General features: G+C 42.7%; 14 protein-coding genes. 7 read left to right on the plus strand and 7 right to left on the minus strand.

Going from position 1 to position 17,359, the window contains the following annotated elements; translation table 11 throughout:
* Positions 1 to 131: 131 nt before the first annotated feature.
* Together pepF and GTO83_RS10335 are read right to left on the minus strand one after the other, a co-directional pair.
* The gene (gene pepF / locus GTO83_RS10330; protein WP_180870991.1) at positions 132 to 1,955 is read right to left on the minus strand and encodes an oligoendopeptidase F; all 1,824 of its coding nucleotides are present in this window, start codon (positions 1,953 to 1,955) and stop codon (positions 132 to 134) included.
* A complete protein-coding gene (locus GTO83_RS10335) occupies positions 1,927 to 3,240 on the minus strand; it encodes a dicarboxylate/amino acid:cation symporter (protein ID WP_180870993.1) in 1,314 nt (437 codons plus the stop codon). The genes pepF and GTO83_RS10335 overlap by 29 nt, the downstream gene beginning before the upstream one ends.
* Positions 3,241 to 3,527: 287 nt before the next feature.
* On the opposite strand from GTO83_RS10335, the gene GTO83_RS10340 reads away from it, so the two are divergent.
* The 3 genes from GTO83_RS10340 to GTO83_RS10350 all read left to right on the plus strand — a co-directional run bounded on the left by GTO83_RS10340 (position 3,528) and on the right by GTO83_RS10350 (position 8,701).
* Entirely contained in the window at positions 3,528 to 4,217 is a 690-nt protein-coding gene (locus GTO83_RS10340; protein WP_180870995.1) for a hypothetical protein, read from the plus strand.
* Between the two features lie 231 nt (positions 4,218 to 4,448).
* Positions 4,449 to 6,383 (plus strand): glycoside-pentoside-hexuronide (GPH):cation symporter, encoded by a 1,935-nt coding sequence (locus GTO83_RS10345; protein ID WP_180870997.1) that lies wholly within the window; start codon positions 4,449 to 4,451, stop codon positions 6,381 to 6,383.
* 95 nt (positions 6,384 to 6,478) lie between these two features.
* Complete coding sequence (locus GTO83_RS10350) at positions 6,479 to 8,701, plus strand: alpha-galactosidase (protein ID WP_180870999.1); 2,223 nt, start codon at positions 6,479 to 6,481, stop codon at positions 8,699 to 8,701.
* Between the two features lie 426 nt (positions 8,702 to 9,127).
* On the opposite strand, the gene GTO83_RS10355 is transcribed toward GTO83_RS10350, so the two are convergent.
* From GTO83_RS10355 to GTO83_RS10365, 3 genes are all read right to left on the minus strand, one after another.
* Complete coding sequence (locus GTO83_RS10355; protein ID WP_180871001.1) at positions 9,128 to 10,114, minus strand: LacI family DNA-binding transcriptional regulator; 987 nt, start codon at positions 10,112 to 10,114, stop codon at positions 9,128 to 9,130.
* 53 nt (positions 10,115 to 10,167) lie between these two features.
* On the minus strand, positions 10,168 to 11,619 hold the full coding sequence (locus tag GTO83_RS10360; RefSeq protein WP_180871003.1) for a UDP-glucose--hexose-1-phosphate uridylyltransferase: 1,452 nt from the start codon (positions 11,617 to 11,619) through the stop codon (positions 10,168 to 10,170).
* 113 nt (positions 11,620 to 11,732) lie between these two features.
* Complete coding sequence (locus GTO83_RS10365) at positions 11,733 to 12,899, minus strand: galactokinase (RefSeq protein ID WP_180871005.1); 1,167 nt, start codon at positions 12,897 to 12,899, stop codon at positions 11,733 to 11,735.
* A 169-nt stretch (positions 12,900 to 13,068) separates the two neighbouring features.
* Between GTO83_RS10365 and GTO83_RS10370 the strand changes: the two genes are divergently transcribed.
* The 4 genes from GTO83_RS10370 to GTO83_RS10385 are packed head-to-tail and all read left to right on the plus strand — an operon-like array spanning position 13,069 to position 15,602.
* Positions 13,069 to 14,025, plus strand: a complete 957-nt coding sequence (locus GTO83_RS10370) for a hypothetical protein (protein ID WP_180871007.1) — start codon at positions 13,069 to 13,071, stop codon at positions 14,023 to 14,025.
* Positions 14,025 to 14,810 carry a tyrosine-protein phosphatase gene (locus GTO83_RS10375; protein WP_180871009.1) on the plus strand — a complete coding sequence of 262 codons (786 nt, stop codon included), beginning with the start codon at positions 14,025 to 14,027 and terminating at the stop codon, positions 14,808 to 14,810. Before GTO83_RS10370 ends, GTO83_RS10375 begins: the two co-directional genes overlap by 1 nt.
* Before the next feature lie 38 nt (positions 14,811 to 14,848).
* Positions 14,849 to 15,361: a YbhB/YbcL family Raf kinase inhibitor-like protein gene (locus GTO83_RS10380; RefSeq protein WP_180871011.1), complete on the plus strand. Its 513-nt coding sequence runs from the start codon at positions 14,849 to 14,851 to the stop codon at positions 15,359 to 15,361.
* A 16-nt stretch (positions 15,362 to 15,377) separates the two neighbouring features.
* Entirely contained in the window at positions 15,378 to 15,602 is a 225-nt protein-coding gene (locus tag GTO83_RS10385) for a hypothetical protein (protein ID WP_180871012.1), read from the plus strand.
* Positions 15,603 to 15,905: 303 nt separating this feature from the next.
* Here the strand turns inward: GTO83_RS10385 and GTO83_RS10390 are convergent, their stop codons facing one another.
* Entirely contained in the window at positions 15,906 to 16,640 is a 735-nt protein-coding gene (locus GTO83_RS10390; RefSeq protein WP_180871014.1) for an amino acid ABC transporter ATP-binding protein, read from the minus strand.
* Between the two features lie 3 nt (positions 16,641 to 16,643).
* A complete protein-coding gene (locus GTO83_RS10395; protein WP_180871016.1) occupies positions 16,644 to 17,339 on the minus strand; it encodes an amino acid ABC transporter permease in 696 nt (231 codons plus the stop codon).
* Positions 17,340 to 17,359 lie beyond the last annotated feature (20 nt).

The raw sequence follows: 17,359 nt of genomic DNA on the forward strand, positions 1-17,359 counted from the left end.
CCTTTTTCCAAAAAAGCACCCCCTATCTTTCATACCCAAACTTGGGATACCCTAGAGAAAGATGGTTGGTGCTAGTTAATTTTAATCACCCCGGGGAGCAATTAAACCAGTCTATTTAATTGTTTTTTATTTTAGTTAACTGCAGAGCCATTGTCAACCTTAGCTAGCAAAGCTTCAACTTGGTCAAGCCGATGTTCAAAAACCTTTAAGGCTCGTTCAAGGTATTCTGTATTGGTGATATCAATCCCGGCCTGCTTAAGAATTTGGGCTGGCGTTGCTGAACCACCAGCTGACAAGAAAGCTAAGTAACGTTCCTTAGCTCCGGATTCTTCCGCAAGAACTGACGCCGCTAAACTCGTTGAAATCGCCCAAGAAGTAGCGTATTGATAAACATAGTAATTCATGTAGAAGTGTGGTACGTAGGCCCAACTCTGCGTTAAAGTTCCTGTTAATTCAACTGCCGGACCGTAGTACTTCTTTAATAGCTTTTCATTTACCTGGTCCAAATAATCAGCAGTTAAGGTCTGTCCTGCCTGTTGAGTCATGTATGCCTGATGTTCAAATTCCGCAAATTGAGTTTGACGGTAAATCGTCCCAATAAAACCATCAATTGATTGTTCAAGTACATACAGTTGGACCTTTGGATCATCATAATTTTTCAGTAACCAATCCGTTAAAATATTTTCATTAAATGTCGAAGCTACCTCGGCCAAAAAAATTGGTGCATCGGCATATTCGGACGGTTGATGATGTTGGCTAAACCACGAGTGCATCGCATGGCCCGATTCATGAGCCAGAACAAAGGTTGAGTACAACTTATCCGTCCAGTTTAACAGGATAAACGGATTAGCTTGATAAACGCTAATTTGGTAACCGCCGGACCGCTTCCCCTTGTTTTCAGCAACATCAACCCAACGGTTCGCAAATTCTTCCTTTAAACCGGTAACGTATTCGTCCCCAAGCACTTGCATCGCCTTGAGGACCATCTTTTTACCATCTTCATAGCTAGTTTTTAAGATATCCGTTCCTGCCAGTGGGGTGGGAATGTCATATTGATAGAAATGATCTAGTTTGAGATACTTCTTCTTTAAAGCATACCAACGATGCGCTAAGTCAAGATGGGCATTAACCGTTTTAATTAAGTTATCATAGACCGTTTCGTCAATTTGGTTACGCCCAAGTGCTGCCGCCCGGGCCGAAGGATAATTTCGTAATTCTGCCAGGGCATTTTCACTATCAATAAAACTATTGAGGGTGGCCGCAAAGGTATGCCGTAATTGATGATATGGCTTTTGATAAGCTAAGGCCGCTTCTTTACGAACCTTCCGATTCGTTGATTCAGTATATTGACTCCGGTTCCCATGCGTTAATTGAACTAAGTTACCATTTTCATCACGAATCTTGCCAAAATCCAAATCCGCATCGTTTAAGGTGTTGTAAATCTCACTGGCACCATCTAAAGCGTGATTCAACCGTGATAAGAGCCGTTCTTGTTCACCAGCCAATACGTGGGCTTTTTGTTTTTGCAAACTGGTTAATTGGAATTCAAACTCAGCCAAAGCAGGTTCATTCGCTTGCCAGTCAGCTAATTGTTCATCGCTTAATGCCAAAATTTCCGGATCAATAAAAGCCAACTGAGTTTCAATTTGCGTTGCAACTTGAGCGGCTTGCCCAAACAAAGCTGTAGCAGTTGCGTCCGTTGTATCACTATCCCGCCGTAAAAAGGCGTAAACATATTCTTTTTCTAATTCTTCGTCGATTTCCTTAGCTAAGGTCAAAACCGTTGCTAATTGTTTAGCTGTGGTGATCTGCCCTTTAAAAGTAGCCAGGTGTTGCGCTTTCTTTGCCGTTGCCTTTAAGGCTTTTTGCATTGCTTCATCATCGGCATATAAAAGGGTCAGGTCCCAGGTTAATTCTGCTGGAACTTCACTTCGTAATGGTAATTGTGTTGTCATCTAATCCCTGTGCTTTCATGTAATTATCTAGATAATGTTCATATTTATTGCGGTCAAGGGCCTTTTCCGATTCCCCAATTACAAGGGTGGCAATTGAATTACCAACCACGTTAACGGCCGTCCGACCCATGTCGACAAACCGGTCAATTCCGGCAATAAAGGTCAAACCAGCTACTGGGACCCCAATTGTCGAAACACTAGCTAATAAGACCACAAAGGAGGCCCCTGGTACTCCAGCCATCCCTTTAGAGGTAATCATTAAGACGACCAGTAAAGTAAATTGGTGCGCCCAGGTCAAGTGTAAGCCGTACGCTTGAGCCAAGAAAAGCGCTGCTAAAGATTGATAAATCGCTGAACCATCAAGGTTAAAGGTATACCCTGTTGGGATAACAAAGGAAGTGATCCCTTGTTCAACCCCCATCTTTTGGGTCTTATCAATCAGCCGTGGAAGCGTAACTTCAGAACTTGCCGTTGAAAAGGCTAAAATAATCTCACTTGCAATCACCTTCATCGTCTTCCAGTAATGCAAATGGAAGATTTTGGCCACAATTCCAAGCACTACCACACAGAAGAAGGCCATCGTCAGGTAAGCAATCAAAATAAAGTAACCAAGTGGTAACAACGCGCTTAATCCCATTTGGGCAATTGTCATCCCAATTAAACCAAAAACCCCAATTGGCGCATACTTCATTACCCAGTTAGTGACCTTAAACATCACTTCAGCAACCGTATTGAGGAAATTGATGACCGGTTTAGCCTGTTCACCAATAGCAGCTAAACCGAGGCCAAAGAAGACGCAGAAGAAGATTACCGGCATCATATCGCCGTCAGCGATTGACTTAAAAATATTGGTTGGAATAATCGCAAGGAGCGTATCCCAAAAGCCGGTATGAGAAGCCGTCTTCGCACTAGCCATGTAAGAAGAAATACTCGTTGCCTGGAGCTTATGAATATCAATGAAGCTTCCTGGATGAGCAAGGTTTCCGACAATTAGCCCTAAGATAATTGCGATCGTGGTTAAAACTTCGAAGTAGATTAACGTTTTTCCCCCAATCCGCCCAAGCTTCTTAATATCACCAATATTAGCTATCCCAACTGTTAAACAAGAAATCACAATTGGCATAACGATCATTTGGATCATTCGCAAAAAGATTGTCCCTAGGCTTTGGAGAATTGTAATAGCTGCTTGATTTTTATAAAACATCGCTCCAACAATAATCCCAGCAATAAGGCCAATCATAATTTGCCACCCTAAAGAGAGGCGACTTAATCGGTAATGCTTCATTCTTTTCCCTCCATGCTAAATGTTTAATAATTCTACTTTACCACATGCTTTTACATTTTTAACCAAGCTTTAATCCTTTTCCTAAAAAAATCCCAACAATACATTTACAGCAGGGGCAAAAAAATTCTCAACGGCCTGGTTTGGACAAAAAGATACGATCGTGGGTGGAAAAATTACTAAGGTCACTAAATTTAAGAGGCTGGGAATTTTTCCACTACTATTAGCAACCAAAATTAAATCTGTGGTAGAGTAAAAGTGATTTTAATTTTTCGAAGGGAGTTTCTTTAATGCCAATCTCACCCCAATCCTCCCGGGTTGCTCGGGCAAATAGTTTTAACGGGCGCTTATCATTTCTAGTGCTTTCAATTTTAATCAACAGTTTCTTCAATGCCTTAACAGTTTCAACCCACTTAGGGAGTGCTATTTGGACAGCTTCCGCGGTAAGTTTAAGTAGTTGGCTTCATTTCTCTCTTGGTAACATTCTCTTCCTTGAAGGAGTAATTGTTGCCTTTGTTAACTTACTTTTACTTGGCCGCTTTGATTATTTTCGCTTAATTCGTAATTTGCTATTCATTACTCCCTTTTCCTATTTGTTAGCCTTTTTCGAGCACATCTTCGTTTTAATTGGTATTCCTAACGTTGGCCTTGGTTGGCGAATTATTTTTGACGTAATCGGTCTCTTCGGCGTTGCCTGCGCCGTTTCCCTCTACCAACGGGCAAACCTAATCATGCATCCAAATGATGATATGCCATATATCCTTCGTTTCCGCTTTCTCCATGGGTCGCCAGTTACTTCTCAATGGTTAAGTAATGTTCCACCCCTTTTGATCGTTTTAATCGTCTTTGCTGTTACTCACCAACTATATTCTTTTGGTTGGGGAACCCTATATAACATTCTCACCCAAGGTGCAATTATTGGTTGGGCCGATAAACATTTTTTACCGATTTTACATCATCATATTGATGTTAAAAATTAAAACATCATTTAGAGCTTTTAAAAAATAAATATTATCATTTTTATTCTCATTTCCTTATCAAATTGGTATAGGTGATGGGAATTATTTTTTATCACATAATTATCAATTCTCAACATTAAGAAAAAGCGAGTAAAATTTTTAGTAAAAAGCATTGACCAATTTAGTGTAAGCGCTTAAAATGCTTAATGTAAACGGTATTTGCATATCTTTATTTTGAGGAGGTACAAATTAATGAGTGAAGGTAGCTCAGGTAAGACGATGGGTTCCCGGATTGCATACTCATTTGGTGCTTTTGGGCACGATATGTTTTATGGGATGCTCTCGACTTACTTCATGATGTTTGTTACTGGACACTTATTCAGTAGCAACGCTGGCGGTGAAGCGACCCGAATGGTCTACTACATCTCCATGATTATTATGATCCTACGGATTGTCGAATTAATTATTGACCCATTTATTGGAAATGTTATTGATAACACCGATACTAAGTGGGGTCACTTTAAACCGTGGGTTGTTGGTGGTGGAATCGTTTCCGCTGTCGCAATCGCAATTCTTTTCACGGACATGGGTGGTTTAACTTACAAGAGTCCATGGCTTTACTTAGTCATTTTTGCAATTCTTTACATTACCATGGATATCTTCTACTCCTTTAACGATATTGCGTTCTGGGGTATGATTCCAGCCATCTCATTTGATTCAGCTGAACGGGAAAAGACGGCGACGTTTGCCCGGGTTGGTTCAACTTTAGGGGGCCAACTGGTTGGGGTTATCGTTATGCCAATCGTTCTCTTCTTCTCTCTTCAATCTAATGGCGGCTCAGGAGACAGCCGTGGTTGGTTTGCCTTTGCTGCTATCGTTGCTACCATCGCTGCGGTAACTGCGATCGGTGTTGGAGTCTTCACTCATGAAAAGGATAACGAGCTCCGAAAGAACACCGAAAAGACTACTTTCCGGAAAGTTATTGGAGTTTTAATCAAAAATGACCAATTGATGGCTATTGCCTTAACGTATGTGTTCTACACGACTGGGGCAACCTTGATGAATTCCTTCCAACTTTACTACTTTACCTACATTTTAGGACACGCCGCAACCTACACGATTTATGCTTTAATCAACGGGTTAATCGGGATCGTTACGGTTTCCCTTTTCCCAGGTTTAGCTAAGAAGTTTAGTCGCCGGAAGGTCTTCTTATACTCCATCTTAGTTATGTTAATTGGTTTGGTAATCTTTGGTTTTGCTGGTAAATCCCTTGCCATGGTTATCACCGGTGGGGTTATCTTCATGTTGCCACAACCATTGATCTTCTTGGTTGTTTTGATGATCATCACCGACTCTGTTGAATACGGACAATTAAAGATCGGGCACCGTGATGAAGGGGTTATCCTTTCGGTTCGGCCATTGCTCGACAAGTTCGGTGGGGCTATCTCTGGTGGGCTCGTTGGTTCCACGGCGGCGGCGGCCGGCATGATTTCTGGTCACACTTACGCTGACATTACCACTCATGGAGTAATTATCTTCAAGTCTATGATGTTCTTAGTTCCAGCTGCTTTGATCTTGATCGGGACAACATTCTTTATCCGCAAGGTTAAGTTGGACGAAAAGATGCATGCTGAAATCGTGGAAGAATTGGAAAAGACTTGGCACCAACACCTTGAAGGTGAAAGTGAAGCCGCAGCCATCGCCGAAGTTAAGGCGGAAACAATTCAATTCCAAGCTCCAGTTGACGGTGAAATTGAACCATTGTCAGCTGTTGCTGCCCCTGCCTTTGCTAACGGTTCAATGGGTAAGGGATTTGCAATTAAGCCTAGCGATGGGCAAATCTTCGCCCCATTCGATGGTGAAGTTGTTGCTGACTTCCCAACCACCCGTCACGCAATTGGACTTCGGAGTGCTAATGGCGTTCCAGTATTGATCCACGTTGGGGTTGATACGATTCAAATGCACGGTACTGGTTTTGTTTCCTACGTTGAAAAGGGACAACATGTTAAGGCCGGTGACAAATTACTTGAATTCTGGGCGCCAGCAATCACTAAGGCTGGCCACGATGATACTGTAATGGTTGCCTTCACGAAGTCAGATGATACACCAGACTACGAGCTTAAGTTCACTAAAGAATCCGGTACCGTTAAGCATGGTGAAAAGATTCTTGAAATCGATAATAAATAATTAATTAGTATCTTTAGAAACTAGTTAGCGCTGAACGGATCCGCTCAAGTTAATCCTTGTCCGGGTCCGTTTTTTACCAGGAAAGGAATATCGTTATGTCAATTCATGTTAATGAAAGTTCAAAAGTTTTTCACCTTCAAACTAAAAAGACCAGTTATATCTTCCGTGTTTTAGAAAATGGCGAACTTGGCCAAGTTTACTACGGTGCTACCGTTCCGGTTAAGGCCAGCTACGATAACCTAACTCGGATGGAAGAACACGATTGTACCAACACCCTTAATGAACAACAAACTGACTTTCAACTCGAATTAATTAAACAAGAATATGCTAGCCTCGGAAAGGGTGACTACCGGGTTCCGGCCTACCAAATTACAGCTGCTGATGGTTCCCGGATTAGTGAATTTAAGTACCAAAGTTATCAATTAGTTGACGGTAAGCAACGCCTAGTCGACCAACCATCTAGTTTTGATGACGACCACCACGACAGCCAAACCCTGACAATCACTTTGATTGATAAACTGCTTCAAATCGAATTAGCTTTACACTACACTGTTTTTGAAGATGAAGACGTAATTGTTCGGAGTGCTACCTTCACAAATAATGGTGATGACGTCTTTATTAATCGGGCAGCTAGCGCCCAACTTGACTTGCCAGATGCTGATTACGACTTCTTACAATTTGCTGGTTCATGGGCGCGGGAACGGCACCTTTACCGGAATCACTTACGGCCAGGAAGTCAAAGCATTGAATCGGTTCGAGCTCACTCAAGTCACCAAGAAAATCCTTTCTTTATCTTGGCTCGGCCTCACACTGATAATAATCAAGGGGCCGCTTACGGATTTAACTTTATTTACTCCGGCAATTTTAAGGACGAAATCGAAGTTGATCAATTTGACACTGCTCGGATAATGGTTGGAATTAACCCAACCGAATTTGGCTGGAACTTGAAGGCCAACACGAGCTTCCAAACTCCAGAAGCTGTTCTTACTTACACTACCGAAGGTTTGAACGCCTTGAGTCAACAATTAGGTCACTTCTATGACCACCACCTGCTTAACCAGCACTTTGTTAAGCAAGAACGACCAATCTTGATTAACAACTGGGAAGCAACCTTCATGGACTTTACTGAAGACAAGTTAATGCCAATTGTTAAGCGAGCTAAGGAACTCGGGATTGAAATGTTTGTCCTTGATGATGGTTGGTTTGGTCACCGGGATAACGATCGTTCTAGCCTCGGTGATTGGTTTACTGATGAAAAGAAATTTACCAATGGCATTGGCGGCTTTGCTCAAAAGGTACACGACCTTGGCTTAAAGTTTGGACTTTGGTTTGAACCCGAAATGATCTCTATTGACAGTCAACTATACTCTGACCATCCTGAATGGATGATCGCTACCCCAGGGCGGACATCAACCCCTGCGCGGCATCAATTTGTTTTAGATATGACCCGGCCAGAAGTTGTTGACTACTTGGTTGAAAAGATTTCAGCCGTAATCGAAACTACTAAACTGGATTACATCAAATGGGACATGAACCGAAGCATTACGGAAATGTATGGGGCAGCACTCCCAGCCAATCAACAACTTGAATTTGCCCACCGGTACATCCTCGGCGTTTACAAGCTCTACGATCGCTTAACAGCGGCTTATCCAAATGTTCTCTTTGAATCTTGTGCATCCGGTGGTGGTCGTTTCGACCTCGGTATGATGTACTATGCTCCTCAAGCTTGGGCTAGTGACGATACTGATGCCATTGAGCGGATCCTAGTTCAAGACGGAACTTCTTATGGCTACCGGCCAAATATGTGGGGAGCCCATGTCTCTGCCGTTCCAAACGACCAAGTTGCCCGGATCACTTCAATTGATACTCGGGCTAAAGTTGCTTACTTCGGTGACTTTGGTTACGAACTTGACATCACCAAGTTAAGTGCTGAAGAACAAGCGACGATCAAAAAACAAGTAGCCTTTTATAAGCAATACCGCTCCCTCTTCCAATTTGGGAACTTCTACCGGTTAGAAACACCCGACACTAGTGACAACGTTTACGGCTGGGAAGTCGTGAATGACGATCAGACCGAAGCCATTGGGGCCCGGTTCCAAATTCTCAATGGTGCTAACCCAGCTTATATTCGGTACTATTTCACTGGCTTAAACCCCGAAATGAATTACCACATTAACGATGACCCTGAAACCTACTCCGGGGCAGAATTAATGAACGCTGGTTACTTTGTACCACGGGTAATGGATCGGACCCAACCAGAAAAGGATCCCGCTGACTTCTATGCCCACCTCTTCGTGGTTAAGGCGATTAAAGAATAGGTTGGGAGAAAATTTTCTTAACGGTCTTAGGGTGAACTAACGTGTTTGACGTTTGCAAACCCATGCAAGATAAGTAGGATCGGGTCGACCATAAGGAAGGTAGTGTCCACTTAGTTACTGCTCAACCGTGGTTTCTGAACAATATTCGGCGATACAAAAGGGTGAGACTGGGAATTTTCCCTAACCTCACCCTTTTTAATGTTCTCACTACACTAATAAAAAGAGGGGCTGGGAAGAAACATGAGTTTCTTTCCGGCCTCTCTTTTATCTCCGAATGTTACTCAGTAACTAAGGTCAAAAAGCACGGCCTTAGCGGATAAGTGCGAACGAAAGGCCGATTCTAATGAATCAACCTTCGCTCTTCTTATCCCAACCAGGCCGTCAAGGAGCTTTTTTCCCAACCTCTTTCTAAATTATCGGTCTAACTTACAGTTCTGCACTTTGACGCTGAACTAGGCTTGTTCCGACCACAACCCGTTGAGGGGCAAGATCAGAAACCGTTAGACGTTGATGGAGTAAAGCAACCCCCATTGCGGCCATTTGTTCAGTTGGCACCCGAATTGCGGAAAGTGGTGGATACATATAACGCGCTACACTGGTATCGTTGAAAGTTACAATCGCAATTTCATTTGGAATTGCTAAGTTAGCTTCATGGATTGCTCGCAAGGCCCCAACCGTCATCACATCATTAGCCACAATCACTGCCCGGGGCCGCTGTTTCGGTCCTAAAGCTAATAAGGCTTGCATTTCTTGATAACCACTCGCTTCCGAATAATCACCCGTTCTTAGCGATTCTGGCTTAAACTGTGAGCCCATCGCTGCTTTAAAGGCACTTTCTCGCTCGTCAACAACTGGCTTGCCATCTGTGGTTGTTTCATGCCCAGCAATCATGCCAACGCTCTGGTAGTGAGCTAATAAGGCTTGGGTGGCCTGAGTTATTCCCCCTTCAAAATCAGGAACTACGCAACCATACCCTTGTGATAGGACATCGCTGTCAATTACCACTAGCTCTTTTGAAACGGCTCGCATCCGTTTTAATTGCGCAACACTAAACTTCCCGAGGGCAATAATCCCCGCAGTATCTTTTGGAATCTGGGCTAGATTATTGGCAAACACCGTTTCCGTAACTAAGCCAGCCTCCTGGGCTTCTTTCTCGACATTAATCCGGATATTCAGGTAATACAAATCCGTTAGCTCTTGCATTTCCGGGTACCACTGAACAATCACGACTTTATGCCGGGTAACGTTATCACGGCGGCGGCGTTTAGTATATGACAACTCTTCCGCAATGGTTAAAATCCGCTTCCGGGTTTCTTCGCTCACTGCTAACTGCGGATCATCATTCAAAACGCGCGAAACCGTTGCTAAAGAAACGTCTGCTCGCTTTGCGATATCCCGTAATGTTACTGCCATCTATAACACCTCCCGTGAACACCTAAATCATATTTTTCAATTGTCTTACAAGTTTAGAGAATTTGCAAGAAACGTTCCCAACCGGCTTGACCAGCTTCATCATTCTTGAAGACTCCAGCATCAGCTAAAACATCCCCAAAGACTTGGGCTACTTCTTCGTGTAAAACTTGTTCCACATTATCCTTAGTAATTTCCCGCCGAGATTGAACTTCTTTAGCCCATGGAAGATGAGCATCCGTAATTTCATTAGCTTCCCCAAGCCAGAATTTCTTAACTTCGTTTAATTCGCTCTTCAACCGGGCAGGTAAGATTGCCCGCCCCATAACTTCAATTAAACCAATATTCTCTTTCTTAATGTGCCATTTTTCAGCGTGAGGGTGGAAAATCCCTAGTGGATAATCATCATTAGTATTGTTATCGCGTAAAACAAGGTCCAAGACATAAGCTGTACCTTCCCGGTGCATAATCGGTGTAACCGTGTGGTGGCGTTCGCCATCAACTCCAAAGGCCTTAATTTGGAGACTCTCGTCATCATAGTGGTTCCACTTATCCATGATGTAAGTTCCTAATTGAATTAATTGAATTGTGTCTTCACTCGTTAAACGAATATCACTCATCGGCCAATCAACGACCCCGGCTTTTACCGCTGGAAAATCTGAGAAGTGAAGCGGTTTTTTAATTTTAGCCTTCATCATTGGAAAGGTGTGCCGGCCACCTTGGTAGTGTTCGTGGGCTAACATTGAACCCCCAACAATTGGCAAATCAGCGTTACTCCCAACAAAGTAGTGTGGGAATTGCCGTTCAATTTCAACCAAGTTGATCAAAGTCTGTTGATCAATCTTCATCGGTTCGTGCTTAGTGTCCAGAAAGATACAGTGTTCATTGAAGTAGGCGTATGGTGAGTATTGCATCCCCCATTTTTGCCCGCCAACGTTTAACCGGATCACCCGATGGTTACTCCGCGCTGCTTGACCTAACCGACCCAAATACCCCTCGTTTTCAAGGCAAAGGGCGCATTGTGGATACTTCTTAGCAGTTGCATGAGCCGCTGCCGCAATGGCCTTTGGATCTTTTTCAGGCTTCGAAAGGTTAATTGTAATTTCCAGCTCGTTCCCATCTTTAACCTTCTCATTAAAGACCACATTTTTCTTGATGGCGTCAACCTTAACATAGTCGTTATTGGTACAAAGATTGTAAAACCAATCGGTGGCCGTTTCTGGTGAGACAATATGCTTTTGCCAAAATTCATGGTTGATCACACTTGGCCGCGGTGTCATCAAATCGTAAAGTTGATCGTTCAAGATTTCCCGTGCCGTTTGCCCATCTTCGATCTTACCCCGACTAACCGCTAATTCAATAAGCTGTGGAACTAACTTACCTTCCTTGGCTGGAACATCTTCATCCCCAACTAAGGCCCGAATCTTATTTTCAACGTAAACCTTGTCTAATGCTTCAAAAGCGCCAGCATCAATTGTTTCTTGTGCGAATTCAGCAATTACACCCATGTTTAAAATTCCCCTCACTATCTTTTTTGCTCGCTCTAATAAAAATAACGCCCACCGCTACCCACCAGTGGCGCGAAGGCGTTATTTGCGTCGTTTTAGGTTAGTAGCCAAGATTAAAGCTTGTGTGGCCCATCCACGATTTCAGCATCGTAGAAGCTAGCCGCGTAGCCCACTTTTTCTTCGTAGATCTTACCAACCTTTTCCTTCAAGTTTTCAGCTTGATCCTTCTTAACAATCGCAATGGCACTTCCAGCGAAGCCCCCACCAATCATCCGAGCACCAAGAACTCCTGGTTGTTGCCATGCAGCTTCAGCTAAGGTATCCAATTCCATCCCCGAAACTTCATAATCATAGTGAAGAGAGACGTGTGAAGCGTTGATTAAACGACCAAGCTTTTCAAGGTCCCCAGCCTTCATGGCTTCAGTCGCCTTGACTGTCCGTTCATTTTCAAAGACAGCATGGCGAGCCCGGCGAAGCAAAACATCATCATTAATTAAGTAGGAGTATTCATCAAAGGTTTCGGAATCCAATTCCCCAAGGGTTTGGATATCCAACTTGGTTTGGAGCCGCTTAACAGCTTCTTGACATTGGGCAACCCGCTCATTATAAGCTGAACCAGCCAAAGAGTGCTTTTTATTTGTACTCATAATAACAATCTCGTAGTCGCCAAGTTCAAGCGGCATGTATTTGTATTCCAAAGTATTGCAGTCAAGGAAGATGGCATTATCCTTCTTTCCCATTCCAACCGCAAATTGGTCCATGATTCCGGAATTTAAACCAACGAAATCATTTTCCGTTTTTTGACCAAGCTTAACAAGGTCTAATTGTTCAATATCAAGCTTAAATTCTTCCTTTAAAACTTCCCCCATTAACATTTCAATAGAAGCAGAAGAGGAAAGCCCTGCCCCATAAGGGAGATTCCCATGAACTAAGAGGTTAAACCCGTGGTCAATCTGGTATCCCCTTTGGCGAAGGTATACTAACATTCCCTTGAAGTAGTTGGTCCACTTCCGATCGTCTTCAGTTTCTGGCTTGTCATCGTCAAGCTTGAAACTAACAATCTTACCGTCCATATTCAAGGAAGCCAATTGAACTTCATCATCATCCCGGGGACCATAAGCAGCGTAAGTCCCCAAGCTAATTGCGCATGGGAAAACCCGACCTCCATTGTAATCGGTATGTTCCCCAATCACATTAATCCGGCCTGGTGAGAAAAAGACATCTTGACCTGCTGTGTGAAAATTTTCTTCATAGCTCTTGAGCAGTTCTTCCTTCTTCATTTTATTAACCTCCAAAAATTCCATGGTTAAATTTAATAAAACTTTACTAAAATAATGTTACTCTCCTTTTTTACCCTGGTCAAGATACCGCTTACATTTTTTGGAAAATTTCTTCTAATTCGTGATGTTAACTGGTCTTACGGTATAATTAAAAAGTGGAGGTAAAATTATGAAAACTTTAAGTCCAAAGCAATTAATAACCGCAACCTATCCAGGAAGTCGGTGGCAAGTAAGGACTTTTGAACATCAACCAAGCTTGTATACCCCATTACTCGGCAATTTTTTTACCATTAAACTTCACCAAAGCCCGTCAATTACGATAAAAAGTCAAAACCGGGCTAACCAGTATAGTCCTAACGCTAAATTTGTTATTAAAATTAATAATGGTAATTGGTCTAGCTTTTACGCTGGCCACCCCTTTACCATTTCTCTTCCTGAAACTGCAATTGTTACCATTATGACCGGTGGTAATTGTGACTTAGATCAAGTCTGGAAAAATCACCAAGGCTTTGCCTTAACCGGAATTGAAATTGCTGACAAAGCACAATGGCAACCCATCGTTACTGTTCCTCAAGTTACGGTCATTGGTGATTCAATTACCGCCGGTTGCTGGGTTGGTGGCAAGCACGCGAGCATCGACTATCATCCAGAAAGTAATTACATCGGGATTGCTAGTAGAGAACTACAAATGCCCATTGGGCGGATTGCCTACTCCGCAGCTGGCTTTCTTCGTTCTGGAACTGGTCAAGTTCCCCCAGCCATTCATTGGCTCACCCACATCGATACCCAAGCCACTTGCCCCTTACCCACTAGCCAGTGGATCATCGTTAATTTAGGGGTGAATGACCGGCAGTTTAGTTCGCATGAATTTTTGCTAGCTGCTCAAACCTACTTCTCCCAACTAAAAAAACATTTCAATGGTCAAATCGCTATCTTAATTCCCTTTGCCCAAGCCTTTGCTTCGGAGTTACATCAGTTGGGCCGTGACTTCAACTTTCCGGTTATCGAAACGGCTGGTTGGTTAACCTCAACAACCGATGGCCTTCATCCGGATCAAGCTGGATCAATTACGCTTGGCAAACATTTTGCAAATGCACTTCAAAATTTACTGGAAGGAGAAAACTAATGACGAATCGGCTTTTACCAATCACCAAGGGCTATAACTTTCGGGACTTAGGTGGTTACCAAACTACCAGTGGAAAAAAAGTTAAATGGCGGCGCTTACTCCGGAGTGGTAAACTAGCAGATCTGGATTCGCAAGATTTAATGATTTTAACGGATTTTAATTTAGTCGCCGACATCGATCTCCGTTCCCCCGCAGAAGTTAAAACCGATCCAGACCATTACCCAAGCCAAACCAAATATTACTTTAACCCCATTTTCGACACTGATAAAACTCGTTCTTCTAAAGGTTTAGCTGGCTATGGCCCGAAGGCTGATGTTGAACCTAACGTTGGTTACCACCACATGAAAAATGTTTATCATGAAATGATCACTTTTCCTAGTGGTCAGGCAGCTTTCAAGAAGTTGTTCGAAATCGCTCTCAGCCTTAACGATGATGAAAGTTTAATTTTTCATTGTACCGCTGGGAAGGATCGGACGGGCGTTTCCGCTGCGCTTCTATTAGCCACACTTGGAGTTCCAAAAGCAACCATTCAGGCTGACTATTTACTTTCCAACCAAACTACTAAAACTATCATCGATAAAATGGTTCAGCAAATTAAAGCTTCCGGCCGCAATGACTTTTTCTTGCAGAACTTTCGGGCGGTCGCTGGGGTTAACCTCGATTATCTCAATGAGGCTTTTAACACGATTGATAATCAATTTGGAGGCTTAGAAGAATTCTTGACGACCACTCTCGGACTCAGTAGAACCGACCTGCAGGATTTTCGTGTTAAGTTTACCCAATAGGTTATAATGGTAGTAAGTAAACAGAAAGAGGTGGCAAAATGGAAATTTCAGTTGCGCTAAAAAATCAACATCTGCCTGACCGCTTCACAAAGCACGCACCAGCTACAGATATTTATCATGGAGTGCCTAACCGCTCCTTCCCCATCCAGATTAAGGATGTGCCAACTGGTACTAAGTCATTAGCCTTAACTTTTGTGGATTTTGATTCAATTCCGGTTTGTGGCTTTACTTGGATTCATTGGTTAGCCGCTAACCTTCCAGTTAAATGGGAAATCATTCCAGAAAATGCCAGCTTTGATCCTGAATTACGAAAGCAATTTATCCAGGGCAAAAACAGTAGTGTCAGCAAATTTGCGCCACGGGAAGCTGATATCCAAGTTGGGTACAATGGCCCCCAACCACCAGATAAAACCCATAATTATACCCTAACTGTCTATGCCCTTGATACAAAGCTGCCACTGCAAGATGGTTACTGGCTCAACGAATTCCGCCGGGCCATCCAGGGGCATGTCCTAGTAAAGACAAAACTTGAACTTCCTTGCCAAGCTTAATGAAAGGACTGATTTGATGGATAATCGTATTTTCTTTAACCCCGGCGATTCAATCGCCAACATTCATGATTATGATGAAGCGGTACGGAAAGGACAAATTTACAAAAAAGAAAAGCACATTGATGACCTCGTAATTGCTAAGGGACCAGACGACGAAGAGTACGCCATCTTTTATGCTAAGGATGCTCTTCCAGCCGACCACAAAGCTTCAAAGCCTTATGATGTCCGGCGAAAACTTTAAATTATAAAGAGGATGAGGAGGTTGGGAAAAAACTCCTAGTCCAAAGTAAAAACCGGATGATGAATTTCTTGAATAATTCATCATCCGGTTTTATGTATACAGGAAATCGCTCCTGATATGATGTAATTACCACGAAACAAACAAAAAGGAGCGATTTCCATGTATCGAAATTATACCATAAGGCAAACCGAATTCATACTAGACTATAACTATGATTTACCACAGAAGGTCACTTTCATCTCCGAATGTTACTCAGCAACTACGGTCAAAGAGCTTTTTCCCATTCACTCCTCTTTTATAAAATCAGAACTTCATGGCATCCAAGAAATTAGCAATCCGCTCGGTTGGGCGGTTAAAGAATTCATCACTCGTACCAGCAAATTCGATCCGGCCTTCCTCAACAAAAACGATCTTATCGGCAACCCGCCGGGCAAATTCCATGTTATGAGTTACCACAATCATTGAGTGTTGGCTTTTTGCTAGGTCCTGTAGTACCCGGAGGACTTGGGCTTCAAGTTCAGGGTCTAAGGCGCTTGTGGGTTCATCAAACAAAATGTAGTAAGGATTCATGGCCAGCGCCCGACAAATCGAAATTCGTTGTTGTTGCCCCCCGGAAAGTTGACTTGGATACCGGTTTGCCGTATCAGCTAACCCAACTTGTTCCAGTAACTCCATTGCGTGCTTTTCAGCTACCGTCTTATTTTGTTTCAGAACATGAATTGGACCTTCTGTGATGTTACGTAAGATCGTTAAGTGAGGGAAAAGGTTCCAACTCTGAAAAACCATTGCTGTTTTCCGACGTAAAGCTAAAATTTCATGATTGCTTAGATTATTACTAAAATCAACGGTTAAATCACCAATGGTCATCATTCCCTTTTGTGGGCGTTCCAAAAGATTAATTGCCCGTAACAACGTTGATTTTCCAGCGCCCGATGGACCTAAAATCACCGTCGTTTCCTTTTCTGGAAATTCAACAGTAATATTATCCAATGCATGATGTTCTTTGTATTGTTTATCAACGTTCGTTAACTTAATCATTCCTTATTCCCCCTCGGCAACCTCATACCGGTTGGCCCTTTTTTCTAACAGATGCTGTAGGATTGTTAAAATTGTACAGAAAACGGCATAAACCGCTGCTACAATCGAATACATTAGTAATGGTTGATAGTTATGCGAAGCGATTTGTTGACTAACCATGAACATTTCTAAAATCGTAATTGAGCTTGCCAAAGAAGTATCCTTAACTAGGCCAATAAATGAGTTTGAAAGTGGTGGTAGCGCCACCCGTAACGCTTGGGGGAAGATGATTAAGAAAAGCACCTGAGAATACGTCATTCCCAATGAATAGGCTGCTTCCCACTGTGAACTTGGTAGCGAACTAATCGCTCCCCGAATCGTTTCTGAAGCATACGCTCCGGTATTTAAGGAGAAGGTAATAATTCCAGCCGTCCAAGCATTAAACTGAATACCAATATTTGGTAATCCAAAGAAAACAATAAACAATTGAACTAGTAATGGTGTTGACCGGAAAAGCCAAACATAAAAAGAGAAAATCAATTTACCAAGGTACCAAATCCCCTTTACTAAACCATTTCCACGTGGCTTCGAGATTCGGATCAAAGCTGTAATCGCTGCAATCACTAACCCAATTGCAAATGATATCACCGCAATTGGAATAGTATATTTAATTCCCGCCCACACAATTTCTGGGGTGGTACTTCGAATAATTTCCCACATAAGCATTCCTTTCTAATTTG

This window comes from Lactobacillus sp. 3B(2020) (assembly GCF_013487845.1).
GTDB classification, from domain to species: Bacteria; Bacillota; Bacilli; order Lactobacillales; family Lactobacillaceae; genus Limosilactobacillus; species Limosilactobacillus alvi.